Origin of the sequence: Geomicrobium sp. JSM 1781026 (assembly GCF_041949955.1) — a bacterium.
In the GTDB taxonomy this organism is placed as follows: Bacteria; Bacillota; Bacilli; order Bacillales; family Marinococcaceae; genus Geomicrobium_A.
Map to the genome: position 1 here is coordinate 445710 of NZ_JBHFQF010000003.1, position 25895 is coordinate 471604.

At 44.3% G+C, this 25895-nt stretch carries 29 protein-coding genes and 1 rRNA gene; 9 read left to right on the forward strand and 21 right to left on the reverse strand.

Annotation, left to right across the window (positions count from 1 at the left end; translation table 11 throughout):
• Positions 1 to 503: 503 nt before the first annotated feature.
• Positions 504 to 716 (reverse strand): WYL domain-containing protein, encoded by a 213-nt coding sequence (locus ACE1TF_RS07525; protein ID WP_042404332.1) that lies wholly within the window; start codon positions 714 to 716, stop codon positions 504 to 506.
• Positions 717 to 831: 115 nt separating this feature from the next.
• Here ACE1TF_RS07525 and ACE1TF_RS07530 point away from each other — a divergent pair, with 115 nt between their 5' ends.
• Positions 832 to 1068, forward strand: a complete 237-nt coding sequence (locus ACE1TF_RS07530) for a hypothetical protein (protein WP_042404330.1) — start codon at positions 832 to 834, stop codon at positions 1066 to 1068.
• On the opposite strand, the gene ACE1TF_RS07535 is transcribed toward ACE1TF_RS07530, so the two are convergent.
• From ACE1TF_RS07535 to dacB, 3 genes are all read right to left on the reverse strand, one after another.
• Entirely contained in the window at positions 1065 to 1826 is a 762-nt protein-coding gene (locus ACE1TF_RS07535) for a class I SAM-dependent methyltransferase (RefSeq protein ID WP_375015617.1), read from the reverse strand. The genes ACE1TF_RS07530 and ACE1TF_RS07535 overlap by 4 nt on opposite strands.
• A gap of 17 nt (positions 1827 to 1843) precedes the next feature.
• Entirely contained in the window at positions 1844 to 2242 is a 399-nt protein-coding gene (locus tag ACE1TF_RS07540; RefSeq protein ID WP_375015619.1) for a GNAT family N-acetyltransferase, read from the reverse strand.
• Positions 2243 to 2328: 86 nt separating this feature from the next.
• The gene (dacB, locus tag ACE1TF_RS07545) at positions 2329 to 4179 is read right to left on the reverse strand and encodes a D-alanyl-D-alanine carboxypeptidase/D-alanyl-D-alanine endopeptidase (RefSeq protein WP_375015621.1); all 1851 of its coding nucleotides are present in this window, start codon (positions 4177 to 4179) and stop codon (positions 2329 to 2331) included.
• 242 nt (positions 4180 to 4421) lie between these two features.
• Between dacB and ACE1TF_RS07550 the strand changes: the two genes are divergently transcribed.
• The gene (locus tag ACE1TF_RS07550) at positions 4422 to 6470 is read left to right on the forward strand and encodes a glycoside hydrolase family 3 protein (protein WP_052364156.1); all 2049 of its coding nucleotides are present in this window, start codon (positions 4422 to 4424) and stop codon (positions 6468 to 6470) included.
• Positions 6471 to 6556: 86 nt separating this feature from the next.
• Here ACE1TF_RS07550 and ACE1TF_RS07555 read toward each other — a convergent pair whose 3' ends face one another.
• From ACE1TF_RS07555 to ACE1TF_RS07595, 9 genes are all read right to left on the reverse strand, one after another.
• Positions 6557 to 6961, reverse strand: a complete 405-nt coding sequence (locus ACE1TF_RS07555; protein ID WP_375015624.1) for a DUF4181 domain-containing protein — start codon at positions 6959 to 6961, stop codon at positions 6557 to 6559.
• A gap of 21 nt (positions 6962 to 6982) precedes the next feature.
• A complete protein-coding gene (locus ACE1TF_RS07560) occupies positions 6983 to 7507 on the reverse strand; it encodes a GNAT family N-acetyltransferase (RefSeq protein WP_375015626.1) in 525 nt (174 codons plus the stop codon).
• On the reverse strand, positions 7491 to 7952 hold the full coding sequence (locus ACE1TF_RS07565; RefSeq protein WP_375015628.1) for a PH domain-containing protein: 462 nt from the start codon (positions 7950 to 7952) through the stop codon (positions 7491 to 7493). The genes ACE1TF_RS07560 and ACE1TF_RS07565 overlap by 17 nt, the downstream gene beginning before the upstream one ends.
• Positions 7953 to 7988: 36 nt before the next feature.
• The gene (locus tag ACE1TF_RS07570; protein WP_375015630.1) at positions 7989 to 8552 is read right to left on the reverse strand and encodes a hypothetical protein; all 564 of its coding nucleotides are present in this window, start codon (positions 8550 to 8552) and stop codon (positions 7989 to 7991) included.
• A 19-nt stretch (positions 8553 to 8571) separates the two neighbouring features.
• Positions 8572 to 9105 (reverse strand): hypothetical protein, encoded by a 534-nt coding sequence (locus tag ACE1TF_RS07575; RefSeq protein WP_375015632.1) that lies wholly within the window; start codon positions 9103 to 9105, stop codon positions 8572 to 8574.
• Between the two features lie 674 nt (positions 9106 to 9779).
• Positions 9780 to 11066 carry an ArgE/DapE family deacylase gene (locus tag ACE1TF_RS07580; RefSeq protein WP_375015634.1) on the reverse strand — a complete coding sequence of 429 codons (1287 nt, stop codon included), beginning with the start codon at positions 11064 to 11066 and terminating at the stop codon, positions 9780 to 9782.
• A gap of 650 nt (positions 11067 to 11716) precedes the next feature.
• The gene (locus ACE1TF_RS07585; protein WP_052364176.1) at positions 11717 to 12718 is read right to left on the reverse strand and encodes a peptidoglycan recognition protein family protein; all 1002 of its coding nucleotides are present in this window, start codon (positions 12716 to 12718) and stop codon (positions 11717 to 11719) included.
• Between the two features lie 3 nt (positions 12719 to 12721).
• A complete protein-coding gene (locus ACE1TF_RS07590) occupies positions 12722 to 13093 on the reverse strand; it encodes a phage holin (RefSeq protein WP_375015636.1) in 372 nt (123 codons plus the stop codon).
• A 399-nt stretch (positions 13094 to 13492) separates the two neighbouring features.
• On the reverse strand, positions 13493 to 13936 hold the full coding sequence (locus ACE1TF_RS07595) for an NUDIX hydrolase (RefSeq protein WP_375015638.1): 444 nt from the start codon (positions 13934 to 13936) through the stop codon (positions 13493 to 13495).
• A 102-nt stretch (positions 13937 to 14038) separates the two neighbouring features.
• Here ACE1TF_RS07595 and ACE1TF_RS07600 point away from each other — a divergent pair, with 102 nt between their 5' ends.
• Positions 14039 to 14197 carry a hypothetical protein gene (locus ACE1TF_RS07600; RefSeq protein ID WP_193744182.1) on the forward strand — a complete coding sequence of 53 codons (159 nt, stop codon included), beginning with the start codon at positions 14039 to 14041 and terminating at the stop codon, positions 14195 to 14197.
• 256 nt (positions 14198 to 14453) lie between these two features.
• Here the strand turns inward: ACE1TF_RS07600 and ACE1TF_RS07605 are convergent, their stop codons facing one another.
• From ACE1TF_RS07605 to ACE1TF_RS07620, 4 genes are all read right to left on the reverse strand, one after another.
• On the reverse strand, positions 14454 to 15014 hold the full coding sequence (locus tag ACE1TF_RS07605; protein ID WP_375015641.1) for an NADPH-dependent FMN reductase: 561 nt from the start codon (positions 15012 to 15014) through the stop codon (positions 14454 to 14456).
• 103 nt (positions 15015 to 15117) lie between these two features.
• Positions 15118 to 15327 (reverse strand): hypothetical protein, encoded by a 210-nt coding sequence (locus tag ACE1TF_RS07610; protein WP_375015643.1) that lies wholly within the window; start codon positions 15325 to 15327, stop codon positions 15118 to 15120.
• Between the two features lie 13 nt (positions 15328 to 15340).
• Positions 15341 to 15559 (reverse strand): hypothetical protein, encoded by a 219-nt coding sequence (locus tag ACE1TF_RS07615; protein WP_042404409.1) that lies wholly within the window; start codon positions 15557 to 15559, stop codon positions 15341 to 15343.
• Between the two features lie 163 nt (positions 15560 to 15722).
• Positions 15723 to 16202, reverse strand: a complete 480-nt coding sequence (locus ACE1TF_RS07620; protein WP_152549174.1) for a YusW family protein — start codon at positions 16200 to 16202, stop codon at positions 15723 to 15725.
• Between the two features lie 332 nt (positions 16203 to 16534).
• Here ACE1TF_RS07620 and ACE1TF_RS07625 point away from each other — a divergent pair, with 332 nt between their 5' ends.
• Both ACE1TF_RS07625 and ACE1TF_RS07630 read left to right on the forward strand, forming a co-directional pair.
• Entirely contained in the window at positions 16535 to 18268 is a 1734-nt protein-coding gene (locus ACE1TF_RS07625; protein ID WP_375015646.1) for an ABC transporter ATP-binding protein, read from the forward strand.
• 11 nt (positions 18269 to 18279) lie between these two features.
• Positions 18280 to 20271, forward strand: coding sequence for an ABC transporter ATP-binding protein (locus ACE1TF_RS07630; protein ID WP_375015648.1), 1992 nt, complete (start codon positions 18280 to 18282; stop codon positions 20269 to 20271).
• Between the two features lie 43 nt (positions 20272 to 20314).
• Here the strand turns inward: ACE1TF_RS07630 and ACE1TF_RS07635 are convergent, their stop codons facing one another.
• Positions 20315 to 21304, reverse strand: coding sequence for a homoserine dehydrogenase (locus tag ACE1TF_RS07635; protein ID WP_042404401.1), 990 nt, complete (start codon positions 21302 to 21304; stop codon positions 20315 to 20317).
• Between the two features lie 96 nt (positions 21305 to 21400).
• On the opposite strand from ACE1TF_RS07635, the gene ACE1TF_RS07640 reads away from it, so the two are divergent.
• Positions 21401 to 21559 carry a hypothetical protein gene (locus ACE1TF_RS07640; protein WP_375015651.1) on the forward strand — a complete coding sequence of 53 codons (159 nt, stop codon included), beginning with the start codon at positions 21401 to 21403 and terminating at the stop codon, positions 21557 to 21559.
• Between the two features lie 69 nt (positions 21560 to 21628).
• Here the strand turns inward: ACE1TF_RS07640 and ACE1TF_RS07645 are convergent, their stop codons facing one another.
• Together ACE1TF_RS07645 and ACE1TF_RS07650 are read right to left on the reverse strand one after the other, a co-directional pair.
• Positions 21629 to 21994, reverse strand: coding sequence for a hypothetical protein (locus tag ACE1TF_RS07645; RefSeq protein WP_238544855.1), 366 nt, complete (start codon positions 21992 to 21994; stop codon positions 21629 to 21631).
• Positions 21995 to 22119: 125 nt separating this feature from the next.
• The gene (locus ACE1TF_RS07650) at positions 22120 to 23049 is read right to left on the reverse strand and encodes a manganese-dependent inorganic pyrophosphatase (RefSeq protein WP_375015653.1); all 930 of its coding nucleotides are present in this window, start codon (positions 23047 to 23049) and stop codon (positions 22120 to 22122) included.
• A 172-nt stretch (positions 23050 to 23221) separates the two neighbouring features.
• On the opposite strand from ACE1TF_RS07650, the gene amaP reads away from it, so the two are divergent.
• From amaP to ACE1TF_RS07665, 3 genes are read left to right on the forward strand one after another with little or no spacing between them, the layout of a single operon-like run.
• Positions 23222 to 23785 (forward strand): alkaline shock response membrane anchor protein AmaP, encoded by a 564-nt coding sequence (amaP, locus tag ACE1TF_RS07655; protein WP_042404398.1) that lies wholly within the window; start codon positions 23222 to 23224, stop codon positions 23783 to 23785.
• Between the two features lie 13 nt (positions 23786 to 23798).
• Complete coding sequence (locus ACE1TF_RS07660) at positions 23799 to 24011, forward strand: DUF2273 domain-containing protein (protein WP_042404396.1); 213 nt, start codon at positions 23799 to 23801, stop codon at positions 24009 to 24011.
• Between the two features lie 33 nt (positions 24012 to 24044).
• Positions 24045 to 24536: an Asp23/Gls24 family envelope stress response protein gene (locus tag ACE1TF_RS07665; RefSeq protein ID WP_375015656.1), complete on the forward strand. Its 492-nt coding sequence runs from the start codon at positions 24045 to 24047 to the stop codon at positions 24534 to 24536.
• 957 nt (positions 24537 to 25493) lie between these two features.
• Here the strand turns inward: ACE1TF_RS07665 and rrf are convergent.
• Positions 25494 to 25610 (reverse strand): 5S ribosomal RNA (rrf, locus tag ACE1TF_RS07670).
• Between the last annotated feature and the right edge of the window lie 285 nt (positions 25611 to 25895).

Genomic DNA, 25895 nt, shown 5'->3' on the forward strand with positions numbered 1-25895 from the left:
TTCTATTTTTAATTTTCGTACAAATAGCATAATCACGAATTACAATAACGTCAATAGAACATTCGTCATGCATACAAGCTTATTAAATGAATTGTTCAGAATTAAAAAACTATAACGTGTACATTTGAACATACAAAAAAAACCGCAGTCGCGGCATGAATGTTCGTTTTTTCTCTTTTCTCTACCTCGGCTTCTAGCACATGTTTCTTCGGTATATTCGTAGATCTCACCATAAAGCAGCAAATATACTCCCTCAAATTTCCGGTCGGTATTCTTCCTAGTTGCCGCACTATACAATGTTAAGTCTGAGCGGACTTAGCGTCGGCGTGGTGTGTGGGGGCGAAAACCTTATCTTAAAACGATCTATGGTGAGATTCTCGTTATTTTTATGAAGTGTATTTTTGAAAATCAGTGATTTCACCATAAGAAGAAAGCGTCTCAGCTGGTGAAGCTATAGTTGACCTCAACATTATGAGCGTAAAAAAGAGTTTACGCGTGGTCATTTACGATGTTGAAGAGCTTGCGTCCTCCACAGCAAGGATGTTCGCCTGCTTCAATGTCCGAACCGCACCTTTCATGTGGCACCACACAATCACATCTACGTCATTCAAACGATAAACAGTAACTTCCCGTTGTGTTAGCTTTCCGCTCTTCGCTTGATAGATAATTTGAACTCGTCTTCTTTTCTCTAGAGATTGCCTCAATGCATACAGCATGAACTCACCTCGTTCGCATTTTTATATATTATATACGAACGTATGTTTCTTTTCAACAGTTGATTCGAACTTATGTTCGTGTATAATGAAATTAAGAACTCACTGGAGGTGCGATGTGGAAGATCTTGAACAGATGAAACGAGTGTTAGTGGAGTCGATTGCACAAGGGCCCAATATCGTCACACTCACGTATCGAAATGGGCGGAATACGACACAAGTAACCGGTAGGTTATATAAGCTTAGCGACGGGGACGAAGAGGTCATCGTTCAGGAAGAGGGGCACTTTTACGTCGTTCGTTACAATGACCTTGTAGATGCGTCCATCACGACAATTAAAAAGAAAACGGTTTAATTTACCGCTTTCTTCTTCATTTTTTGCATACCGTAGAACACGTAGCTGTAATCGTTTGGATGATCATGAAATAGTTCGATCTCCATCTGTATCATTCCAATGACTTCTAGCGCTTCAGGGACGTCGATGTACAACTCGGTCATTTCGTCGAGCTTACGTGCAAGCGGTTCGTAATAGTGCTCGGTCCAGTCTTCATAGGGCAATACGTACGAGAAACAATACTCATAACCATTTTCAGTAATTTGACTTACCTTATTTGCTACAGTATTAATTTCTGGATACCCTTCTTCCCAGAAAGAGCGACTCGCTGAAGAAGGAGATGAATGAAGCCAAGAAATTTCACTGCACACAAGCTGTCCGCCTGGTTTTAACAATGCTTTCCACTCGCTCAATCCTTGTTGAAAGCCAATAATGTAGATCGACCCTTCCGCCCAGATGAGATCAAAATATTCATGTGGAAAATCCAACGCCAACATCGATTGATTATGTACTTGAATTCTTTCTTCCAGTCCGAGTCTTTCAACACGGCAAAGTAACTCATCGATATAAGGCTGATGTGTATCTACTGCAATGATTCGGGCGTTCGGATAGAGGTCTGCAAGAAGAAGTGTGTGTACTCCATTTCCGCAACCGATGTCTAAGATTTTCATGTTGTTCGTTGATTTCTTAACGAGCGTTGCCACCTTGCTCGTTGATGAATCACTGCCTGGTGCCAGTCGACTTAAATCTTCAAATGCTTCATAGAAATAGCTTTCCAATGCTTTATCACTCCTGCTTATGATAAGGATGGGGTTACTTCAAAAACCGTTCCTTCTTTTCGATACCCTAGCTTCTCATAATACTCATCCACGTCTGACATGACAAACACGGTATGATTTGGATACTTTTCATAAATGGCGGCCATAAGTTTTTCGCCATACCCGTTCCCACGCTTTTCTTGATGTACAAGCAAGTCGCATACGTATACATGAAACTCACCGTCAACAATTGACCTAGAGTATCCACAAAGCTCTTCGCCCTCATAAGCGAGAAGCGTTAATGAGCCTGCTAACGTCTTTTTATAGTTCTCGCGCCCTTCTTCAGTAAGATAGTCGTTCCACTCCTCACCTTCTGATTCAATCAATTGGAATAAGTCATTTTCGTCCTGTTTTCCATACCGCCTAAGGTTCAACATGCTCATCCTTCACTTTTTACATTATGCTACTACGCCACATCAACTCATGGCAATAAAAAAGCCACGACCAAGGGCCGTGACTCGATTTAGCGCTGGATTGTTATTCTTCCTTCTGCAACGTCACGAAACTCTACTCCCTCATCATTCACTGCAAGAATTTCAATCTGCGCGCCGTCAACGCTTAAGTTATTTGTCGCTGTCCAATACCCCTCATACACGCCTTCTTCAGCTTCTCTCATCATCACTTCTGTTGGCGGTGCACTTCTTGTAAATAACGGAACTCGAATTGAAAATGCTGCCTCTAGCCCAGGCTCCCCTTCAAAGGACACTTTCACGGATTCACCCGCTCGAAGTGTAACGTCTTCAGCCGGTTTCACATTGCGTATCGGAGAGGAATCGTCGTCACCACCGTCACCTTCCGCACTATATTCTGCCAGCCTTACCGCGATTTCGTTCTCAACGCTCGTTGGGGAACTGCCCTTATAGTTGTTGAACAGCATGGCAAAGATCAGCTCATGGCCATCTGCATCTGTCACATAACCAGATAGAGAGGACTTAGATGTGAGGCTTCCCGTCTTTGCAGTAACGTTGCCCTCCGCCGCTGTATCTACCATTCTTGTGCGTAGCGTCCCACCAACATAGTGGTCTGGTTCACCTGCGACAGGCAAAGAGTCATAGAAAACCTCGTACCAATCTTCTGTCTGCACATGACTGAGCAGCTGTGTCATCTGTTCTGCCGGAATGGCATTCAGATGAGACATTCCAGAGCCGTCTCTTAGCTGGACAACGTCCATGTCCACGCCCGCTGAATCAAGATAATCTTCAACAACAGACAATCCAGCATCCCAGCTACCTTCGTCTTCAACGACTTTTCCTAACGTTTTCGTCAAGTGTTCTGAATGATTATTTTGACTGAACTTCATAAAAGGAATCATTAATTGTTCCAAAGTCATTGACTGTCTACTCGCCAGTTGTTCGGCGTCTTCAGGGGTCTCTCCGAGTACGAGTTCTCCGTGCACCTCAATGTTTTCAGCGCCTAAACCGTCGTAGAATAGGTTGAGTACAAGCTCCGTCGGTTCCCAAATTGAGACGTATTGTGTGAATGGGTTGGCTCCAACAGGAATGGTCCCTTCAAAATGAATGTCATTCGTTCCGTGCGCTCGGTCCCAGCTCGTTAACGCTCGGTCTCCACCTTCTTCAACCGTTGTCATCTGATTATCAATCGTAAAATAATCGGACTCAGGTGTGACACGAATATCTGCCGCGTCACCCACTTCCTCTCCTGGATGAACTTCAACATAAATGGAACCGGTGTTGTAGCGATCAAGAGCAAGATCTGAGATGAGGGTAGCCTCGGGGGCAACGCTAAGCGCTGATACTTGTGCACCGACATGACCACGTTGATTTGCCCACGATAAATCCAAAGATAATCGCCGATCATCAAAGTAAGAATCATCCGCGATAATATCGCCGTGAATCTGTTCAATTCCAGCCTCACGTAACGTTTGTGCAAATTGTTCATAATCATCAGGAAGCATCGTCGGATCACCGCCCCCTTTTACGTACACATTGCCGTGCAATTCATTTCCTTCTAAATCACCGTCTGTGTATACACCTGTTTCAAATGTGAAGTCAGGACCGAGAACGTCTAGCGCCGTTGCCCCTACAAGTAGCTTTTGTCCAGACGCTGGTGCCAAGCTCGTATGGCTTTGATGGGAAAACAACTCCTCTCCCGTTTCAGCATATTGAACATGAACCCCCGCTAACGCACTATGTAACTGTTCTTCATCAAGTATATCTAAGAGGTCATTCCGCAGTTCAATTTCTGGGCTCACCTCATCCTGACCGTGTAAATCCGTACCTGAACCCGCCGCTACCGTACCGACAATCATGACGCCGACAAGGGACCATTTGAACGTTTGATTCACGTTTGCCATACACATTCCCCCTTCAAATTTTCACCATCGTAGCACTAATTGACTGAGTATTCTATATTTTAAAGCTGATATAGGCTCTTCCTCTATGTAATAAGGAATGATGGCCTTATTCTTAATCGAGATGAACGAGACCTTATTCCTGAAATTTACAGATTTAAGGGATTAGGCAGATTTTTGCAGAATGGTTTTATATAAGCGCCAATCTCACATTGGTGAAATTTAAGAAATAAGGAGCGAGTATCATGAAAAAAGGACGATCTTTGTTCACGTACGGCGTTATAGGAATTGCCGCAATTTCAATGCCTGCATCCGCTCTTGGCGGAGAACACGGTACACCGGATGTCCAACAACTCATCGATCAGATGTCTCCACAAGAAAAAATCGGACAACTCGTTATGCCTTCTACACATGACAACGATGCACAGATGCCAAATGAAGACACAGAAATGTTAATTCGAGATTATAAAGCTGGATCTGTCATTATTTATGGAGACCGGGACGCAGAAACAACCGCAGCATACAATAACCAACTGCAAGAATGGGCATTAGAGACTGAGCAGCAAATTCCTTTGTTCTCCACAGCCGATTTGGAATACGGCACAAACCAGCATGTGACGGACGGAACAGCTTTTCCTAGGCAAATGGGAATCGGGGCGACGAGAGACCTTCAGGCAACTGAAGACATGGCAAGAGTTACCGCCGATGAAATGATTGCCACCGGTTTCAACTGGAACTATTCCCCTTTGGCAGATGTGAATACAAATCCAAATAATCCAGTTATCGGTGTACGCGCCTTTGGAGAAGATACCGAACTCGTTTCAGATATGACCGTTGCCCAAGTGATGGGCTACCAAGACAACGGTGTACTCTCAACACCGAAACACTTTCCCGGTCACGGAGATACGAGCGAAGACTCTCACTATGACCTGCCCGTTGTCACATATGATAGAGAGACGTTAGATAACGTTCATCTACCACCATTTGTTGCTGCCATCGATGCCGGTGCAGACTCCATTATGACCTCACATGTCATCATTGAAGCGATCGATCCGGATCTGCCCGCAACCTTGTCGGAAGACGTCTTAACCGGACTGCTTCGTGAAGAGATGGGATTTGACGGACTGATAGTGACCGATGCCATGTCGATGGATGCTATTGATGATCGTTGGGGCGCAGGAGAGGCCGGAGTCATGACCATTAATGCCGGTGCCGACATCGTCATGGCAACAGGTTCGCTCGACCAGCAAATCGAGACATTCGAAACGATGGTTGAAGCTTTAGAATCTGGAGATTTAACAGAAGAACGCGTCGATGAATCTCTAGAGCGCATTCTACAAACGAAAGAAAACTACAACTTAGATGAGCGCCGCTTCGTTGACCCAGAAACCGCAACGGATGTCGTTAACGATGAAGCACATCAACAGCTAGCCAAACGTATGGCTCAAGATTCCATTACGCTTGTGAAAAACGAAGACGTGCTGCCGTTTGATGCCGATGAAGAAGCACATACACTCGTCGTCGGACCGGAAATTTACAATCAATCGTACTACATTGAAGACATCGCCGCAGCTGTAGACGCAAAAAGCAGCGGTAACGTAGAATATATCGTTACGTCAAATGATCCAAATGCTGATGAAATTGAAGAAGCAGTCACTTCTACGTCCGAAGCCGATCGCGTAATCGTACCGACGTTCTCTGCCGATGTATTGCCTGAAGGACAGCAAGATTTAGTACTCGCCCTTTCCTCCACAGATGTTCCCGTCGCAACAGTCTCATTAGGGCTGCCCTATGACATCGGGAACTACCCAGATGTGGATGCCCATTTGTCCTCTTACGCCATCGAGCGCTGGGGGTCGCCTGTCCCGGTTTCTTGGGAAGCTGCGGTTCATGTGATCTTCGGTGCTGAACCTGGCGGGAAGTTGCCAGTAACGATTGGCGATGACTATCAATTCGGTCACGGCTTAAGTTATGAATCCGATGATTCTCGAGCCATCGAAAACTTACAACCAGCAGAAGACCTCAGCCTTCAAGCAGGTGAGTCAGTGAAGATTTCTTTCGATAGTGAACCTGGAATGGCTGCGTCATTCGCTTTGCGCGCACCGCTCTTTAACCCACTTAGTGCACCTACAGAAATGCCGATGACCGAGGTTGAAGACGGCCATTACGTCGGGTATTGGACGGCAACCAACAACTTATCTGTTGCTGGAGCAGAAATTGAGGTCATCGCTATCGATGAATACGGAAACGAAGAAAGAGACATTGCAAAGGGACGCTTGTTTATTAATCAATAATAGCAAAGGAATACGGGCGCTCTCGGCGCCTGTGTTCCTTCCCCATATAAGCTGGCTGTTTTACGAAGGTGAGCCAAAAAAATGTTTTACCCTAAAACACCAAACATGTTTGTCGAGTACAACACAATTACAACAACGAGCAGAAAAGCAACTTGCGAGAGCGTATGCAAATAACGGTTTTTCTCCGGATCATGTTTCCATTCAAAATAGGCACGAACAACCTCAAGTAAGAGAAACGATATAAGAAAAATATACATCCAGTTATGGACGAACCAAGGAAGGGGTTCAGGGTTTTCATAAGCATACGCGAGCCCAATAAATATTAAGACGATGAACGTAATCCGTATTCCCCAATCAATGATACTGTGTGTCCGATTGACAGACTTCGTGAGAAAATGGCTTCTTTTTTCCACATCCAGCACTTTACGCATGATTAGATTAAAAATGAATAGCGACACTAAAACTCCACTGAGAATTAAAAGTAAGTTCATGTCAATCCCCTTCCTGAATGATTAGAATGGCAACTCATCAACCGGTAGCGGCGTAGGCGTATCCTTTCCCCAATCTCTTCGTATAAAGGCGTAGCAAAGGCAATCCTCCAAGGAACCATCACTGTTTTCCCACGCATCTCGAAAATACCCTTCCTTCACATAGCCACACGCATGAAACGTTTTTCTCATGGCAATGTTCGCCACTTTCGTGTGCCCTTCAATACGGTATTTCTTTTGCGGCAACTGGAAAACATAATCGGTTGCCCATTGAAGACACTGTTTACCGAGTCCTTGACCACGGACACGTTCAGCTAACCTCATATCGATAAATGGAATATCATCGTTAATGTCTTCAATGACGAAAAGTCCGACCTTTTTGCCATCATTCTCTATCCAAAAAGCCTGATTGTTTCTGTTCATATAAAACGAATGAAACACTTTTCGATACTCCTCGTCTGAGGAAGATACCGAACGATGAAACGGCCAGGTGCTCGCTAAAAGAAATGTGATCACCTCGTTTTCATCATCGTTATGTATCAGTGTCATCTCCACTTGCCTCATCTCCTTTAACTTCAGTAGATAACTGCGGGTCAACATCCACACTTGGATGGATGCGCTCGATATGCGCAATAAATCCACTCTGATCTTTCGGTGAAACGATGATCGGCATTTGCCATCCCGACCGTTCCAGTTCCAGGCGATCTTTTATACTCGCCGCCGGTGCACTAATTAGACTCCGCGTCGGTCGAATCGCTTGAATATCCTGAAGGGGAATGGATTTTGCTCGTATAAAGAAACAAAAATAAATGTGTAGCTGCTCATCTGTCACTTTGTAATGAATAATGAAAAAGCCTACAATCAAAAGAATAGTCAACCCAATAATTGCAAACCCAACTGGGTGAGGACTGACGAATAACGGGATGATCGCAGGAATGAGCACGATTATAATAAAGGTATTCATCCCTATCGAATAACTCGTTCGTGTTTTCATGAATTCGATTACCTCCCTAATGAGTGAATACACCCCCTACGACGTCTCTCGAACCGAAGCAATTACTCGTGCCAACACTTCATCGTACTTTAGAAGAAGCTCCTTAACAGAAACGACACAAAAGCCAGGCGCCCTAACGACCGTAGACAGCTCCACATCATCATAAATGATGCTCAAGCTTACTGCTCGATCTCCGACCTTTTGTTGATTCACGTCGTAATATAACGTATGGATTGCATCTGAAAGTGACCTCTCAAGCGAAAAGCCTCCTGCAAAACTTTTCCACCAATGTTGAAAGCCTCGTTCGGTTAATCGGTAATGCTCCCCTCCTTTTGCTGAAGGACAGAACAGGTGGTGCCGAACTCGGTCATTCATCGTTTCATATAACAACGAATCACTGTTCAAATCTTTGGCAAGCTGAACAACTGTAGACTTCCAAAGATTCGCAAAAGCTTCTTCAAACGGTTCTAGAAAATACGCTTTTGGCTGTTCAACGTATGGAAATCTTCCCTCGCGATTTCCGTATGTATGATGTAAATACGTGTTTTTTAAATAAACGTAATAATTTAATATTTTAGATGCGTGGCTAACTAGCATCATAATTCCCCACTCCTCATGTCTACGATTCAAAAAGAGTCATATTCAAAACCACGACGAAAAAAGCAAGCTCCCCTGCACTGAACATCTTGTCTTCATGAACGTACACCGTCTTCTTAAATCTCGGTTTCTTTGTGTACGATGTGACTACGCTAGCTATACGTTGTTGATGACCATCGTAAAGGTAAGATTCGTGTTTACCGAGTTGCATATACGGTTTTGTTATTTCAAAACATAGATTCTGAAAGGTCGCTGTATAAAAAGTCGCATTAGCGGATAGTGTTTCTTTCGTATTTGAAACCATGATGATTTCCCCTGCTCGTTCCAGCTTTGAATGCTTATCTTGAACAAAAACCTTCCAATTTCTTCTTTTATTTTCTTTCTTTTGCTCGATAACACACACCACACACTTATCAACCTTGGCTTTAAACGAATTTCTCCCTAGCAAAAAACCAAATGGCTTCGCTATGGATAAATTCCCTAACACATTTTTATTACTTCTAATTTTTTGCTTGAAAAGTGTCGGTTGCAACGGACTGTTGATGACCAATTCCATAATAACCCCCAAAAACTGAATCATTATAATTTTACCGCAACAAACTTCTTACGTCGAATGCATCTGTATACGTTGAATGAAAGAAATTCACTGAATCGGATGTCAGAGATAGGTCTTTCTGGGTGAGTGCTTGCGTATTGCGTGTTGAAATTCATCTCGTTGCCGATCGTTGTTCGTCACTGCAAAGGTTGGGGGCAACACGAAAAACGTTTTCCGAAGGGTAGAAAGTTGTAACCGAGGCTCACCACCTGGCACAAGCATGTGATGGCCGGTCACGTATGTGACAATCCAGCCCTCAAACCGGGCACTTCCGGCACGCAACTGTCACAAATCGCAATATTTGTGACAGTTGACACCATTTATGTGCACATTCACGTTTTAAATCATGATTTTTCTTTCTCAACTGTCACAAATATGAATATATGGGGCATTTGGACTTCTTTCCACACACCGTAGCCAGGAGGCATAAACGAACCGATGTCGCTCTTATACTATGGACTGTAAAGAAAACACGGTGGGCGCCTTTTGGCCACCGATGTCACCCTTATGCTATGGAGTGCATGCATCCGCCTGCAGTAGAAAGCAACAACAAACTGCGCAATTAGGAAAATGTTAAGTTCATTGCATCTAAACACCAAAAAGCATGCACTTCACCGAGTACATGCCAACGTTTATTATTTGATGCGCTTCAGTCCACTCCAAGAAGCGAGCATATACGCATATACTTTTGTCACTTTCTTCACGCTTTCAAGATCAACCCATTCGTCAATTTCGTGAAAGTTCCCGCCGTCTGGTCCGTAGCAGATGGCATCCATATCATAATACAGATGGAAAAAGCGGGCATCCGTCGTTGAAGGTAGAGACCGGCGCTCTGGATACGTACCTGTGACGGCTTCATGAGAAGCGTCTAGCACTTTGAATAGCGGCGTTTGATCATCACTCACCGTAGCCTCAGCGTGAAACCCGTAAAACTCAACTTCGGGAGGTTGGTCATTGAACCAGTCATCTTTGGCAAATGTTTGTTGGATATATTCACGAAGCTGGTCTTTTCGCTCATTTACCGTCTCATTAGGCAATAATGCTATTCGGCCTTCAATCTTACCTGTCACCGGTTCATTCGATTCAAAATCCCCAACTTCCAGTACGCCGAGATTCATATCAAGAGGGTTATCCTGGTCAGCGAACGCTGGGTGTGTAACCGATTCACTTAATTGTTTTTCAAAGTTTTTTAAAGCAGCAATGACCTGCTGGCTTTTCTCAATTGCGTTGGCTTGTACGTTGCCATGCTCCGTCTTTTTCACCGTCCGAAACTTCACCCGAAACCACAGACTACCTACTTGCGCAACCGCCGCTTTCATTCCGAACGGTTCTGGAATGAGTGCCCCTTTCGCAGTATAACCTTCATGTAACGCTGCCAACGCCCCATTCCCTGTCCGTTCTTCATCCGGTACAAACTGCAACATCACATTTGATTTCGGCTCAAATCCTGCACGGACGATCGCTCGGTACGCAAAGATCATGGCAGCCAGTCCACCCTTCATGTCAGCCGCTCCTCGACCATACAGCTTCCCATCAGTGACTACAGGTTCATACGGCGGGCTTGACCATAAACCGACAGGCTCCGGACTCACAACGTCGGTATGCCCTTGTAAAATTAGACTGTTCTTCTCTTGTTCCTCTCCAAAATGTTGACCGATAACGATGTCACTATTTTCATAATCCCATTCAACTGGAGAAAACCCTGGATGGTTTTTGATTTTTTCAATGTTTGGTTGGAAACGATCGACCTTCATGTCGAGTTCTTTCTCGAGATAATTTGCGATCATTTTTTGAGCAGGTTTCTCTTCACCACTGATCGATGGGTAACGGACGAGATCCTTTAAAAATGCAACTTCGTCTTCCCAGGACGCGTCGATCTCTTTCTCAATGTGTGTCATTACTTCGTCTGCGATGGTTGCCACAACTGTTCCTCCTTCACACGTATCCATAACTCATTTCCTATAATAAATTCCCGCCCAGTTCATCTAAATAAACTTCCTTTTAAAGGGAAAACTACGTCAGCTTCGGATTACCTATGTACGGAACGTAGAATTCAACTATAAAAGTCAGTTGTTAGACGAAGCGCGGGGGACATACGGGAGCATTTCGGTATTTCTTCGCCACCGAAGGTGCCGATGGACGCTCGCCCTTGAGGATTATGTGGGTAAACAGACGTGAACTGTATACTCTGTAGTCATCCTTATTCCCCCTCTATATGTGGCAATCGGCCGCTCAAAAGGGACCATCTAAAGGGCCAACTGCCTCAACTATTTTTATTTGTGACAGTTGGCGAAGTTTGTGTGACAATCCATACGAAGAAAGAACGGTTTCGCTTAATCAAATGCCTCAAAAACTCATATATGTGGCAATTTGACCCTCATCTGTTTCGTTCGAAACGGTATGAGCCGCTGTCTCCCTTGTCATCCGAACGGCGTAATAGCACCGTGGCTGGCATTTGGCCACCGATGTAGCACTTATAGTTTGGACGAAAAGCATTTGCCAACAGGACAATCAGGAACATCTATAGTCCAACGTATATTGATCATAAAAATGCGGTACCCTTTACTGCCGCCTAGTCTAAGTTGCCGGTTCGGTCTAATACCGATGCCAGCTGTTCACGTGTGACGAAGTGTTTCGGTCGTTCACCGTTTAACACTTGTTTGTTTTCTGCTTTTTTCCACGCGGCTTGGTGTGCGGATGAGACGGTCGTTGGTGGCTCTTGTTGCATCGCTTTGAAGAGTGTTCCGATTAAGTCCTCATACGGAAGCGTGCCCTCTTCCAACCGCTTCTCCATATCACTCACACCGTGACGACGTACAAGGTCTCGTATCGCGCGGTTGTTACTTTCAAACAATGTTTTTTGCAAGTCCACGAATCTCCCTCCTATTCTTTTTAATCGATTCATCGTTTCAGGTCCGGGAACACCGTAAAAGGAACTGCCGGGGCTACTAATTCCATGTTTTCGTTGAAATGACTGAACCGCCCGTAACGTCTCATCTCCAAACTGACCATCTGCTCCGCCTGGGAGTGACTCTCCAGCTTTTAACAACAATTCTTGCAACTCGCGAACGTCCGCACCAGACCTCCCATACCAACTATTTCCACTATTAGATGTGCTACTGCCAATTCCGCGGACAAACGTTTGAAAACCTTCTCGCAATAAGCGAGCCGGACAATTTTTCCCAGTCTCTTGTTGATGTGTCGTAATGTTTGTGATGCCTAATGTCCGTAAGTGGGCAATAAGCGCTCCGGCATTCGCTTTCGTCCTTTGCCAGTTCCCATCGGCGTTTACACATAGTTCAATGCCAACACTGTTCACATTGCCGCTGCCAGCATGCCAACCCCGCTCGTTAATCGGTAAATGCTGCAGAATTTCAGTATCGTCTACCGTAAAGTGCCAAGACACTGACCTGGTGCGAGCATCTTGCCCGCGAATGTAACGGCTATGCATCGCAGCATTCGCTCCGTTTGCGGTATTCGCGGTTTCATGAACGACTATTTTGGTTGGATTTTGACGAGTTCCCGGGCGATTGGAAGCCGACCTTGGAATTAAATCACTTCTAATGGTCACCATCCACTACACCTCCACACCTTCCAAGTCTCCCTTTTCATGCACGCGATGTTTTTGTTGCATTTGTTGCCAGCCGTGTTGAATTTGCACGCGAATTAACTCATCAGAAACTGGGATTTTGTATTGTTCAATTAACTTTGCAGCATAAGACGTTGCCTCTTCAAACTTCCTCGCCCCCGTCTCACCTGAATATTCCTCTTCCACCCATTCCACCGCACAATGGCTTAATGAAGAGATGATGCTGAGGTTGTCTCGATCCGCGATAATTTTGAGCATTCGTTTCACACGAGGTGTAAAATAGGCCAATACACTGGTCACGAAAACCCCAAGAATGGTTAACACCCAATCTAAAATTGACGCTTGAAGTAGTTCAAGCACACAATCACCTCTTTTGTAAATATGACTCCTTTACACTGTATTTCTTACGTCTTGACTACATACCACCATAACTTATATTAGAAATAACTTTTGGCACACAAAAAGTGGAGGGACAAGGACTATTGAATGCTTGTTAATTGAAAATAATGGCATGTTTAAGGTAAAATTGTCTATATTGAGGTGTTTTATGAGTGTATATACGATTGATCATCATAACAAATTAATACACAAGTCTGTCTCTATGAATGATCTTTGCAGACACAAAATGATGCTGGAACAAAACCAGAAATATTCACTCTCTCCGGCACACATTACAGGGCTTGCCCACGTCAAATACATCTTATGTCCGTATTGCAATCGTTAAAAAACACAGCTCCCAACGACGAGGAGCTGTGTTTTTTAAGTGTGCACATTTTTTAGGATTTTCGCTGCTCGCCCTTCTAACGGTGAAGGCAGTTGATCGAGTGAAAAATAACCAAGCTCTAGGCTTTCATCATCATTTATAGCCAAAGTGCCTGACGTATTGTCTGTGAGATACAATGCAATTACGTTATACACCTCATCACCGTTAGGATACTTATAGTAATAGTCTCTTCCTGATTTCACAGCGACGAGTTGCAACGTCTCTGCGCGCAACCCTGTTTCTTCATACAATTCTCTTTTAGCCGTTTCTTCTAGACTCTCCCCCATTTCCATTGCACCGCCAGGCAAACCCCAATCATTCGTATCAGATCTTTTTTGCATGAGAATTTCCCCTTTATGGTTTTTAACAATGACCGTTGCTCCAGTTACAATGAGTGGTTGCTGCCCTACTTTTTCACGCAACCGTTTCAAGTAGTTCATAAGCATTATCCCCTCCATCAATGAGTTTTACGTTTGCCGATTCGGCATAACGGATATATACGATATTATAGGTGTCAACCTTTACACTTGAGGTGAGTATCTATGTCAGATTCAGAACGGGCCATGTTCCAACGGGATCTCTACTTCCTTAAAGATGTGAAGAAGAAGATTTATCAACCTGAGTGTCAATTCCGAGACGTTGTCGATGATCAAATCGAACATTTGGAATGGATACTCAAGGAACAAACGCCAAAAGATTAGCGTTGTGGGGTGGTTCATTCATGTGCGTTCCACCCTACATACCCGCCTTTGTTCTGGGTCATGGAGCATACATAATGTGTGCTCTTTTTTTTGTGGATTTAAAAGCGATCAAAAAGGGTAAAGCTTAAGTGGAGGGTAGTTGTTTAATACCTGAATGGGATATAGACGAGTGCTGCCTTCCACTAACGGACTTTAATCATAAGAGACACCCCCTCATACACGGATGAGGGGGTTGATATTGCCACGATTATCACTTTTAGAATTTGCTCATCCACGCTTCAAACGAGTCTAAAAACCGTTTTGCATGTTTTCTTGTTCGCTCATCATCCATTTGCTCCGTTTGTTCGTTCACTTTTTCATGGGCACGGCTGACGAGAATTTTTGGCCCAGGCATGACGACAGCATTCATCGTCAGTAATGTTTGACGAACTTGACCTTGAGATTGCGCCGTCCCACCACCGCCAGGGGATGCGCCAGCGACGGCAAATGGCTTATCAATAAGTACCGACGTTTTCGTCGGGCGTGAAGCCCAGTCCAATGCATTCTTAAGTACGGCCGGTGTGCCGCTGTTATATTCAGGGGTGATGAGAATCACACCATCGGCACCTTGAATGGCTTGTTTCATGTGGGTTACGACCTCTGGATCTCCATCTTGCTCAATGTCTTGATTGTAAAAAGGCAACTCACCAATAGCAACCTCCTCAACCGACCAATGACTTGGTATTTCCTCTTGTAAAAGCTTCATGAGCTTACGATTGAGAGAATCTTTTCGTAGACTTCCAACAATCATCGTTACTTTTCGACTTGCTTGACTCATCCGAGCAACCCCTTCCATTATCCTTTCATCTTATTTTACCGAACACCGATCAGAATGGTCAAAAAATACAAAAAACGTCCCTCGCGTGGAGAGACGTTTGGACTTAACTTACAGCTGGATCCCATACGTTGTTAATTTCACGAATTACGATGTATAGTAGATTTCCATCGCTATAACTATCATCGATTTCAATGACGATATATTCCTTTGCAACTTCAACGAGTAACCCATCGACCATATTGTTATCAGTCGTCACCTCGATGCGGTTTCCTACCCGCTCTCGCAACTCTTTTCGTAACCAAAATCGGAACATTCTCATACCCCCTTTAGATTTCGTTAATCATTTCGATCTTCCATAGATTCGTAAGCACTTCCCGGTCATCAGCATCGATTTGAACGACATAATCTCCTTTAACAGCCACAACCGTGCCGCTTACGACGCCAAACGGTGTAAATATCTGAACTTGTTTCCCTACTTTTTTATACAGCAATCCTTTAAGTGTTTGTGGTCGAAAGCAAAAACATTTCAATAACCAGCGGATCAATTGAATACCCCCTTTAATCAACTTCTCTTACAGTTAATTCAAAGAATGATATTCTGATTGTAGTACAACCTAATTCTTTGCCCTTTTTTGTAAGAATCAATCATTGCCTATGAAAAAACGCCATGATCGAGGGATCTGTTCCCCGATCATGGCGCTCACATGTTTATATATTTATTTTCGTTCCATCATGGAATAGAATTTCGATTTCGATATATTGCTCGTTAGGATCCAACTGAAATACACGTTCAACTTCGGCTTGAATCTGCTCTGGTGTGCTTGCTTGTTCAATCGCCAGTTCAGGTAGCAAGGACGCTAGCTGATCAAGGGCAGCTTGTCCTCCAAGCTCAATTTGCGGGGTTTGCCTTTCATCTTCAATATCAGCTTCAGGTACACCATCATCATAATCAAAATCGACCTCATACTTGCCAGAAGCTCCACCCGCATCAAGCTCAAAATCTTGAAATGATAATTGGTCATACCACGCTGTACCCTCACTTTGCTCGGTCGGTTGTTGTACCGGAGACGCATTCTCTTGTGTAGAAGGTTCAGAATTCATCGAGACGTTCGCTTCTCCTGAATCTTGACAGCCGGCTACACCCATCAGACAGATCACACCTATCGACAGCAACCCGCTACGTTTCACGCCATTCACCTCGTTGGGATATTTTGTAATGTTCTCTTTGATTCTAGCACAATCGATGAAAGAAAATTATTTATTTTCGTGGAAAGATTCTGTATAATAGTTACATAGTTTTTCTTTATTCAGAATACTCAAGGGGAGGCGCACAATCATGCGATTCATTCAAATAAACATTCGCACACAATTTCATCGATTTGCGCCCATTAACAGTGATTGTTGTTCTTCTCCTTTCATTTTCGGCGCTTACAATCAGCGCCTTGTATACGTACGTGAAAGCTTTAACGTTGCAGCTATGCTGCAGCGTTTTTTATTTGGACAGAAAGATGTGATGTGTGATGTTAAAAATTCTTGTTCGACTCGCTTGGTTTTTCAACGTTCATAAGTGGCGGTATTTGTTTGCGATTCTTATCCTCATTATTGCAAGCATCTTAGAACTTGTTCCTGCCTTTTTAATCGGTTCAGCCATTGATTTGTTTCAGCGGGGCTCACTTGGGATTGATGAAGCAATTCAACTCTCGACTGTACTTATCACCGTTATCGTTCTCGGATATGCACTCAATTACATCTGGATGCGCAGTCTGTTAGGAGGCGCGTATTTGTTAGAACGCACGTTACGTTCACGATTTATGCGCCACCTGTATCTAATGGACCCACCATTTTTTGAAAAAAGATCGACCGGGGACTTGCTCGCACGAGGAACAAACGACATGAAAGCCATCTCCATGACTGCTGGTATTGGCATTTTGACACTTGTGGATGCTGTTATTTTTATGGGGTTAATTCTAGGTGCCATGGTGATCGTCATTGATTGGCGACTCACGCTGGCAGCCGCACTCCCTTTGCCGATCATTGCCATTACCGTAACGATTCTCGGCAAAATGATTCATACGCGCTTCTCAAGTGCCCAAGCTGCTTTTGGAAAACTGAACGACCGGGTCTTGCAGTCGGTAGCAGGTATGCGCGTCATCCGAGCCTTTCGCAAAGAAAAAGCAGACGAGCAACAATTTGAAGCACAAAGTAAAGGCGTTTTTGATCGCTTTGTGCGCGTCGCACGTGTAGAGTCTTTTTTTGATCCGATCGTCAATATCGTCGTTGGGCTCAGTTATGTGATTGGTCTTGGTTATGGTGCGTACCTTGTGTTCCAGCAACAGCTCACACTCGGCCAACTCATCACATTTAATCTGTATTTGGGCATGCTCATTTGGCCGATGTTCGCAATTGGTGAACTCGTAAACATTATGCAACAAGGTAGCGCTTCATATGAACGGGTACACGATACGATGCGCACGAAGAAAAGCGTGCCCGAGCCTCATGCTCCTGGACCTTTGAAGAGCCATGCACCGATCGTATTTCAAGATGTCTGTTTCTCCTATCCGTCTACTTCACAAAACCAGCTTGACCGGATTTCCTTTACCGTGAATCGAGGAGAAACGGTCGGAGTCGTTGGTCGAACAGGCAGTGGGAAGTCAACACTTGTTAAACAACTGTTAAAGTACTATCCGAGCGGGAGTGGCGAGATGACCATCGGTGGAATACCGATAAGAGACCTATCACAACAAGACATGCGGTCGTTAATCGGCTACGTCCCACAAGACCATCTGCTATTCTCACTCACTGTACGAGAGAATCTGCTTTTTTCAACTCCCAATGCGACAGATGCCCAAATAAACGACGCCATCCAGTCTGCAGCATTTACGGAAGATGTACGTTTCCTACCAGATGGGCTGGAAACTCGTGTCGGCGAAAATGGCGTGAGCTTATCTGGAGGGCAAAAGCAACGGATTTCAATCGCCCGAGCACTGCTCACCGATCCTGAAATTCTTATCCTTGATGACTCCTTGTCTGCTGTAGATGCCAAAACTGAAGCACAGATCGTCCGAAACATCGGGAAAGAGAGAAAGCATAAAACGACTTTCATTACCGCACACCGCCTGAGTGCTGTAGAACAGGCTGACCTCATCCTTGTGCTAGATGAAGGAAAGATTACAGAACATGGCACACACGAACAATTGATCCAACAAAACGGCTGGTACAAAGCGCAAGCGACAAAACAATCATTGCGAAATTAGGGGTGATGAAAATGACAACAGGCAAGCGGCTCATACGATATGCTTTGAATCAAAAACGAATGATTATTTGGGCGCTCCTCATGTTGACCATTGCCGTCGCTGCGGAATTAGCGGGCCCTTTCATTGCCAAACACGTCATTGACCGTCATCTTACAGGCATTGAAGATCCGTGGTACGAGTCTGTTGAATTCGATCATTCTGTAGCATTTGGCGATTCGTATTATACGAGAGAAGTTTATTTGCCTAACGGGGCTCCTAGAGATGAAGAAGTACAAATTTTGCAAATCGGCACTCGCTTCTTCTTTACTGAAGACCCGCTGCCAACGACAGGGGAAAGAAATTACAATGATGGTACACTGTCGGTTGAGTATAATTATACGACGTATACGAGTGAAGCGATCGAGTTAGGGGCGAGTGATGTACTCGCCTTTTATTCCCCAGAAGTTACTCATATCGTCCGCTGGTTGCTTTTGTATTTAGGGCTTATTGTGTTTGCCTCGTTTTTTCAGTACGGGCAAAGCTTTTACTTAAAGAAATCAGCGCACCTCATTGTGAGACAAATGCGAAATGATGTGTTCCAACATCTATCAAAGCTGCCGGTCCGATTTTTTGATCATCATCCTGCTGGGAAAATTGTCGCACGGGTGACGAATGACACCGAAGCTGTACGTGAGTTGTACATGACTGTTCTGGCTACATTCTTTTCTGGCATCGTTTATCTAACGGGAATTTACATCGCTTTATTCATTCTTGATGTGCGACTCGCACTGCTCACGCTCGTGCTTATTCCGTTATTTTATGCTTGGATTCAGTTATACCACCGCTTTGCTGCTGGATTAAATCGGAGAATTCGTGATAAAAACGCGGATATTAATGCGGCCATGAACGAAAATATTCATGGCATGTCGATTATCCAAGCGTTTAATCAAGAATCGAGCTCACAAAAGCAGTTTGAACAGTTCAATAATGAGCATTATCGAGCGCAGACGAAATTATTAAATTTGAATTCACTCACGTCTCATAATCTCACATTCGTTCTGAAGAACATCTTATTTACGGGCTTGATATGGACGATTAGTGGTGGAGGTGGAGGGATTTTCTCAATTGGGGTTTTGTATGCATTTGTCGATTTGGTCAATCGTCTCTTTGAACCGTTATCACAAATGGTGAGTCAACTTGCCAAACTGGAACAAGCACGCGCCGCTGGGCAACGAGTCTTTGAGCTAATGGATGAACAGGGAGAGGCGCTAAGCGATGACACGATCATCCGACCTAAAGGCGACGTGCAGTTTGATCATGTTCATTTTTCATATGAGAAGGAAAAACGAGTACTGAAAGACCTCACCTTTCAAGCGAAGGCCGGCCAAACGATTGCGCTTGTCGGACATACAGGCTCTGGGAAAAGTTCAATTATGAATCTATTGTTCCGCTTCTATGACCCAGACGACGGGACGATCACGATCGACGGCTTGAATACGAAGGATATGAGCTCAGGAGCGTTGCGAGAGCATATGGGAATTGTCCTTCAAGAACCTTACTTGTTTACCGGTACGGTTGCAGAAAATATCTCGTATGGTCGACCGGAAGCTTCTAGAGATGAGGTGAAACGCGTCGTGCGTTTTGTCGGTGGCGAAACGATCATTGGGCCGATTCTTGACGAACCTGTCACCGAACGTGGAGCCACGCTGTCGAGTGGCGAGCGGCAACTCATCAGCTTTGCTCGTGCGCTTCTCGTTGACCCTGCTATTCTCGTTCTTGATGAAGCTACTTCCAATGTTGATACAGAAACAGAAGCTCATATTCAACAAGGGATGAACGCCTTAAAAAATGGACGCACGACGTTTGTAATCGCCCATCGTCTATCAACGATCATTGATGCAGACCAAATTCTCGTCCTTGACCGAGGTCAGATCGTGGAGCGTGGCACTCATGACGTTCTTCTAAAAAGAAACGGCACGTATCGACGGATGTATGAATTGCAACAAGGGACAGACGCCAGTTGAAACGCCCGCTTTGAGCGGGCGTTTCATGTAATCAAATGTTTGTTTAACACCTATTTAAGTTGATCAAATCTTTTAACGCTGCACTTGCTGCGCCTAGCGGACTGGACGCCCCGCCAGATACTGTAATCACACCCATTTCAACTGTGTGAAACGTAATCGCTTTGTTCGTCCCTCGGATCGCTGCAAGTGGATGATCCGGTGAAAGTGCTTTTGGCTTCACTGCTAATTGCACAGTGTTGTCCTCACGTTTATACGCAGAAGCTACTAAGCGAACGACGCGGTCTTTATCCGAAGAGCCGGGGAATTGTTCAATGCCTTCCAAGTCTACATCTTGTTTTCTTGCCTTCGTCCCTAATAGCGCATTCGATAGTAGGACAACCTTTGCAGCACTATCCGCACCGGATACGTCAAGCGTAGGATCTGGCTCAGCAACCCCTTGTTCTTTTGCTGCTGCAATCGCTTGTTCATAAGAAATGCCTCGCTCTTGCATCTCGGTGAGTACATAATTGCTCGTTCCATTCAACACCCCTTCAAATCCGAGCAATTCTGCCCCAACAATGCTGTGCTCGCCGATATCAAGCGCTGGCAGCGCGGCCGCTGTTGCACCGCTATATTTAATCTTCAGTCCTTTTTCTGCAGCACTACCCATCAACTCATCGTAATGATGGAGAAGGGCGCCTTTCGAAATGCTCACAACGTGCATTCCCATCTGCAAAGCTTTCTTTATGTACGTGTACCCTGGTTCTCCGTGGGATTCATACGTTGGGGTGCTGTCCACTAATACATCTCCATGTACATGCCACTCTTTCGTCCACTCAAGATTTTCACCTTTCGCTAGTTGTTCAAGTGTTTCATATCGCAAAACGGTCCGCATATCAAAACCCTCTTCACATACTAGCGCACCGTTTCGCCCGATCAGACCGACGATCTTAACTCGTAACCCGTAATGTACGTTTAGTAATTCACGTTTTTGATCGAGCAATTCAATCCACTGACGCCCAATACGTCCAAACCCAGAAAGGTAAATATTCATAAAAGTGAGCTCCTTTCATACAATCCATGTTTTTAAATTGCGAAGCTAGGGTACACTATAGAGGAACGATTCAGATGATACAAAGGGGAGCAAATGATGCTAAATGCCACCGAGAAGCTGTTGTTTAGCCGTGAGTTAGAGCGCTTACGCATTGAAGCCGATGGAGCCCCTAAAGAATATAGTACGTATCGCCATTATTTAATTAAACAAATTACACTATTAGAAACCGTACTAAACAATGAAAACAAAGGCTAAAAAAAGCATCAGGATTAACACCCTGTTGCTTTTTTTGCTCATAATAAAGTCCCGATTAAACAGGAAATTTTATTTTTGTTTGAGCACAATGATTAAGAACAAAGCGTAGCTTGCCATTAAGATCATACCGCCTGCAATGAATGCGATGAGCGTAACCACAGAACCGATGCTATTATTCAACCACATCCCAAATACGAGACCGATCGTACCAATAATGGCTGTCCACGTGTGAGCCGTTCCAAGCCAGCCTTTGACGGTGAACAGTTGATAGTATACACCCCAACTAAACAGAGATAGCCAACCAACAACGAGCATGTGCGCATGAATGGCGCTCAGCGCATAACTTCCAGCACCTGCTAAATGACCACCCATAAACACACCGAACAACCCAAAAAAAGCAGACGCAAGCATTAGTGGCTTTACATGTTGTTTCAAAATCGTACCTCCTATTCTTTCCTTAGTGTAGCATGATGACGAACAACAATGCATGTAAGGAGCTCCTACTCGTGTTTTCAAAAAAAGTTCTGCAAATCGAAAGGATTTGCAGAACCGAAGAGCCATTATGAGAATTGCCTCATGAGTACAGGTGCAATTTGTTTTTTACGAGATACAACTCCTTTTAACAGAGCGGTATGGTTCTCGATCTTAACGTCAAATGCACGTTCAACCTTTTCGTCCTCACCACCAGCAACCAAAATGGTCGAGTCGTTATTTAAGATATCAGTAATCACAAACAAGAAGAGTTTAAGCCCTTTATCCTTGACGATCACGTCCAACCTTTCTTCAATCGCTTGTTTCTGCTCGAGCAATCCGTCCACATCAACCGTGTTCACCTGCGCAATTTCAAGCTTGTGCTCGCCAACCTCGAACTCTTTTGCATCCATCGTAACAAGTTCGTTTATGCTCTTGTCCGTTAAATCTGCACCTGCTTTAAGCATGTCCAATCCATAAACGTTAGCGTCGACACCAGCAATCTTACTTAGTTCTTCTGCAGCTTGAATATCTTCGTCAGTGCATGTAGGCGATTTAAACAATAAAGAGTCGGATATAATCGCACTAAGCATAAGCCCAGCCATTTGTTTTGGCACTTCTACATTGTACTCTTTGAAAAGTTTCAAAAGAATCGTCGCTGTACAACCGACAGGCTCAGCTCGATAATACAACGGGTCTATCGTTTCGAAGTTTGCAATTCGGTGATGATCGATCACTTCAGTAATCTTAAACTTCTCTATGTGTTCGATGCTTTGCTGACGCTCGTTATGGTCAACTAAAATCAGCTCTTCGGCTTTTTCTACAATATTATCATCAACAAGTACCGGTGCATCCACATTAAAATAGGAAAGTGCATGTTCCGTTTCTTTATTCATTTCTCCCAATCGTATCGGAAGAACATCTATGCCACGCTGCTTTTTAAAGTAGGAATAAACAATGGCAGAAGTAATCGAATCAGTATCTGGATTACGGTGACCGGTCACTATGATTTTTGACATTTGACATGCCCTCCTAAAATATCGCTTCTCACAAGTAAAAGAGTAACATTTTTCTCTTACAAACTACAAATTTAATTCGCCATCTCCTCAACTCGACATGAAACAAAAGTCACACTTTTGATGTTTCAATCAAAATAAAGCTGGGTATATAACTAACAACGGAGGTGAGGCCATGAATCGTTTCACCCAATTCATTATTGGGCTAAACAGCTTTCTTACACTGTTATTGATTACAGCATTTGTCTTGCTCGCTTTTAATGTGTACGATATCTTTTTACAAATTGAAATGTGGCCTAACTCAGAGCAATGGTTTTGGGTTCTCATCGGAATCCTGGCGTTTATGGCTCTAGTGAGCTTCATCCTGTTTGTAGCAAGCTTTCGAACCGGTGAGTCTTCTTCTCCTCGATCTCGAGGCAATCTTGATGTACGAACACCGACGGGTACTTTATCGATCTCAAAACAAACGATTGATTCAACGATTTATAGAATCGTCAAGAGTTTTGAAGGCATCCGAACCGTGCAAGTGAAGTCGTTCATTGATAGTGAAGAAGAAAAGATTGATATAGAAATTAGCTATGCCGTCTTCGGTAAAGAACCGGTCCAACAGATGGCGGACCGCATTCAAAGAACCGTAAAAGAAGACGTAGAGCAATTTCTTGAAGTTGCTGTTGACAATATTAAAGTAAATGTTAAAGAGCCCGATTCTGATCAAACACAACGGGAACGCGTAGTATAAGGAGGGAGGGAATATGGAGAATACAGAAGTATTTGCTCGTTATCGTGGAAGAATTATTGGTATTCTAGCGGCGATATTGTTCAGTGTCCTCTTTTTCTATGCTAGCGTATCTGTCGCAATTACAGTGTTTATCTTCCTATTTGTCGGCTACATACTCGGAAAGTGGGTCGATGGTGACCTTAATGTTGCCGGGTATATTAATGCGCTTTTCCAAAGAAGGCGTTAATAATTTTCATTCTATATAAAGGAGAGGTTAAACATGGCACAATCACAAGCAGCTAAAGCAGAAAGAACTGAACCTAAGAAAGAAAGCGTAAAAGCAGAAGAAGAACGTCAAGAGGAGATTGAGCAAGTAGATCGCTTCAAATTGACATTTGACGACGAAGTCGTAAAGAAAGTGACGGCCATCGCAACGAGACAAACAGAAGGTATTCTCGGCATGAGCGGGAGTATTTTCCAAGGTCTCACAGAGCGCTTTGGCGGCACTGAAAATATCTCTAAAGGCATCTCTGCAGAAGTTGGAGAAAAGCAAGTCGCACTTGATATTGAAGTCATCATCGAGTACGGCAAAAGCATTCCAAATATCTACGATACCGTCAAGACAAACGTAAGTGACGCCATCCATGAAATGACAGGTCTTGAAGTAGTTGAGTTCAACATGCACGTAGAAGACGTTTTAACACGAAAAGAATATGAAGAGAAAGAAAGCCGTGGAACTTCACAATCACCAAGTACTGATCGCGTAGAGTAGTACCGTTCCTATAAAGGGGCATACCCCCCCTTTACTTAAATCATCTAGCCCTAGACCGTTAATTAACGGTCTAGGGCTAGATTTTTGTATATCACACACTTGCCCCTATTAATCACTCTTCCAACACCATTGAAGACCAGCTGAAGCCATATACAACCGGCAATAAGTTTCTTTTAGTCATTCGGCACTAACTTCTTATTATCTTGGGAAGAACCCCTCATGCTCCCTCTATTTGCTTTTTGCACGGCAAGAAACTGTCGTCATGCACTGTTCTTATTTAAGTACATCTTTGTGGTAAGTCGGTAATCTTGCCAATCGAACCTATCGTGCTTTTATGAGGGAGCTCAAACAGGTGGTTAATGCATTGGGCAGGTTTTGAATTGATGTGGCTAAAATCACACCATAGATTCATCAATGGGAGCATTCCCGGTTTCTATGGGCTGATTTTCACCAACGAAACGGGGCACAGAAGATAAATCAGCCCATAGGAGGGGGTATGGGGCTAATTTCGCACCTCGCCCGGCCTCGGTGCGTGGGCAATGGGGGGATTTTGACGATCTACCCCCACGATTCAATGCCAAATCCCATCGTAAGCGTGGTCATGGGGGAATTTCGCTTTCTTATGGGGGGATTTGGGCACAGATCAGCCCGCGTTCTCCTCAATATCCCCACATAGACGCTTTTACGAGGGGATTCGCATGGGATGAACATTCAATTTCCCTGTGATCGCGTGTTTTGCTTCCAAAGCGCTTGGATTGGAAACAGAATCCCCCATCGATGCCCTTTTGCCTTCATTCTGCTTCCAATCCATGGACGTCTGCTTCCAAACAGGCGTTTATGGAACTAGATCGAGCGCTTTATAGAGATTGCACGACCGTTTACGTCCAAAGATTTCTTCCGTCTCTCAATCACAAAAAACCACCCTGCTTCCAAAGAGGAAACAGGGTGGTTTCGGTTGCCAGGCGACGTCCTACGCTCACAGGGGGCTGCCCCCCAATTACCATCGGCGCTGAAGAGCTTAACTTCCGTGTTCGGCATGGGAACGGGTGGGACCTCTTCGCCATCATCACCTGACTATGGATATGAATGTTAAATCTTCCGGGGAAAATCTCTGTCGAATCTCTTCGTCCACTTGTTCCTCTGCTTCTCACGTATTCGATACGCTCCGATGCTCGAAACTGCGTGTCCTCGATCTTCTCGGACCTTTTCTTCCTCAGATTTAACCGTGTGTTGAGAGATCGTTCTCTCAAAACTGAATAACGGAGAAGCATGCGGACGTGACCCATCCTAACGCCATATGCGTGGATAAATCCTCGACCGATTAGTATCTGTCAGCTCCATGTGTCGCCACACTTCCAC

Bases quoted from the DNA above. Each gene is read 5' to 3' on its own strand.
- ACE1TF_RS07525 (WP_042404332.1), bottom strand. From the start codon at position 716: ATGCTGTATGCATTGAGGCAATCTCTAGAGAAAAGAAGACGAGTTCAA.
- ACE1TF_RS07540 (WP_375015619.1), bottom strand. From the start codon at position 2,242: ATGTTGAACCTTAGGCGGTATGGAAAACAGGACGAAAATGACTTATTC.
- dacB (WP_375015621.1), bottom strand. From the start codon at position 4,179: ATGGCAAACGTGAATCAAACGTTCAAATGGTCCCTTGTCGGCGTCATG.
- ACE1TF_RS07550 (WP_052364156.1), top strand. From the start codon at position 4,422: ATGAAAAAAGGACGATCTTTGTTCACGTACGGCGTTATAGGAATTGCC.
- ACE1TF_RS07555 (WP_375015624.1), bottom strand. From the start codon at position 6,961: ATGAACTTACTTTTAATTCTCAGTGGAGTTTTAGTGTCGCTATTCATT.
- ACE1TF_RS07560 (WP_375015626.1), bottom strand. From the start codon at position 7,507: ATGACACTGATACATAACGATGATGAAAACGAGGTGATCACATTTCTT.
- ACE1TF_RS07565 (WP_375015628.1), bottom strand. From the start codon at position 7,952: ATGAAAACACGAACGAGTTATTCGATAGGGATGAATACCTTTATTATA.
- ACE1TF_RS07570 (WP_375015630.1), bottom strand. From the start codon at position 8,552: ATGATGCTAGTTAGCCACGCATCTAAAATATTAAATTATTACGTTTAT.
- ACE1TF_RS07575 (WP_375015632.1), bottom strand. From the start codon at position 9,105: ATGGAATTGGTCATCAACAGTCCGTTGCAACCGACACTTTTCAAGCAA.
- ACE1TF_RS07585 (WP_052364176.1), bottom strand. From the start codon at position 12,718: ATGGTGACCATTAGAAGTGATTTAATTCCAAGGTCGGCTTCCAATCGC.
- ACE1TF_RS07595 (WP_375015638.1), bottom strand. From the start codon at position 13,936: ATGAACTACTTGAAACGGTTGCGTGAAAAAGTAGGGCAGCAACCACTC.
- ACE1TF_RS07600 (WP_193744182.1), top strand. From the start codon at position 14,039: ATGTCAGATTCAGAACGGGCCATGTTCCAACGGGATCTCTACTTCCTT.
- ACE1TF_RS07605 (WP_375015641.1), bottom strand. From the start codon at position 15,014: ATGAGTCAAGCAAGTCGAAAAGTAACGATGATTGTTGGAAGTCTACGA.
- ACE1TF_RS07610 (WP_375015643.1), bottom strand. From the start codon at position 15,327: ATGTTCCGATTTTGGTTACGAAAAGAGTTGCGAGAGCGGGTAGGAAAC.
- ACE1TF_RS07625 (WP_375015646.1), top strand. From the start codon at position 16,535: ATGTTAAAAATTCTTGTTCGACTCGCTTGGTTTTTCAACGTTCATAAG.
- ACE1TF_RS07630 (WP_375015648.1), top strand. From the start codon at position 18,280: ATGACAACAGGCAAGCGGCTCATACGATATGCTTTGAATCAAAAACGA.
- ACE1TF_RS07635 (WP_042404401.1), bottom strand. From the start codon at position 21,304: ATGAATATTTACCTTTCTGGGTTTGGACGTATTGGGCGTCAGTGGATT.
- ACE1TF_RS07640 (WP_375015651.1), top strand. From the start codon at position 21,401: ATGCTAAATGCCACCGAGAAGCTGTTGTTTAGCCGTGAGTTAGAGCGC.
- ACE1TF_RS07650 (WP_375015653.1), bottom strand. From the start codon at position 23,049: ATGTCAAAAATCATAGTGACCGGTCACCGTAATCCAGATACTGATTCG.
- amaP (WP_042404398.1), top strand. From the start codon at position 23,222: ATGAATCGTTTCACCCAATTCATTATTGGGCTAAACAGCTTTCTTACA.
- ACE1TF_RS07660 (WP_042404396.1), top strand. From the start codon at position 23,799: ATGGAGAATACAGAAGTATTTGCTCGTTATCGTGGAAGAATTATTGGT.
- ACE1TF_RS07665 (WP_375015656.1), top strand. From the start codon at position 24,045: ATGGCACAATCACAAGCAGCTAAAGCAGAAAGAACTGAACCTAAGAAA.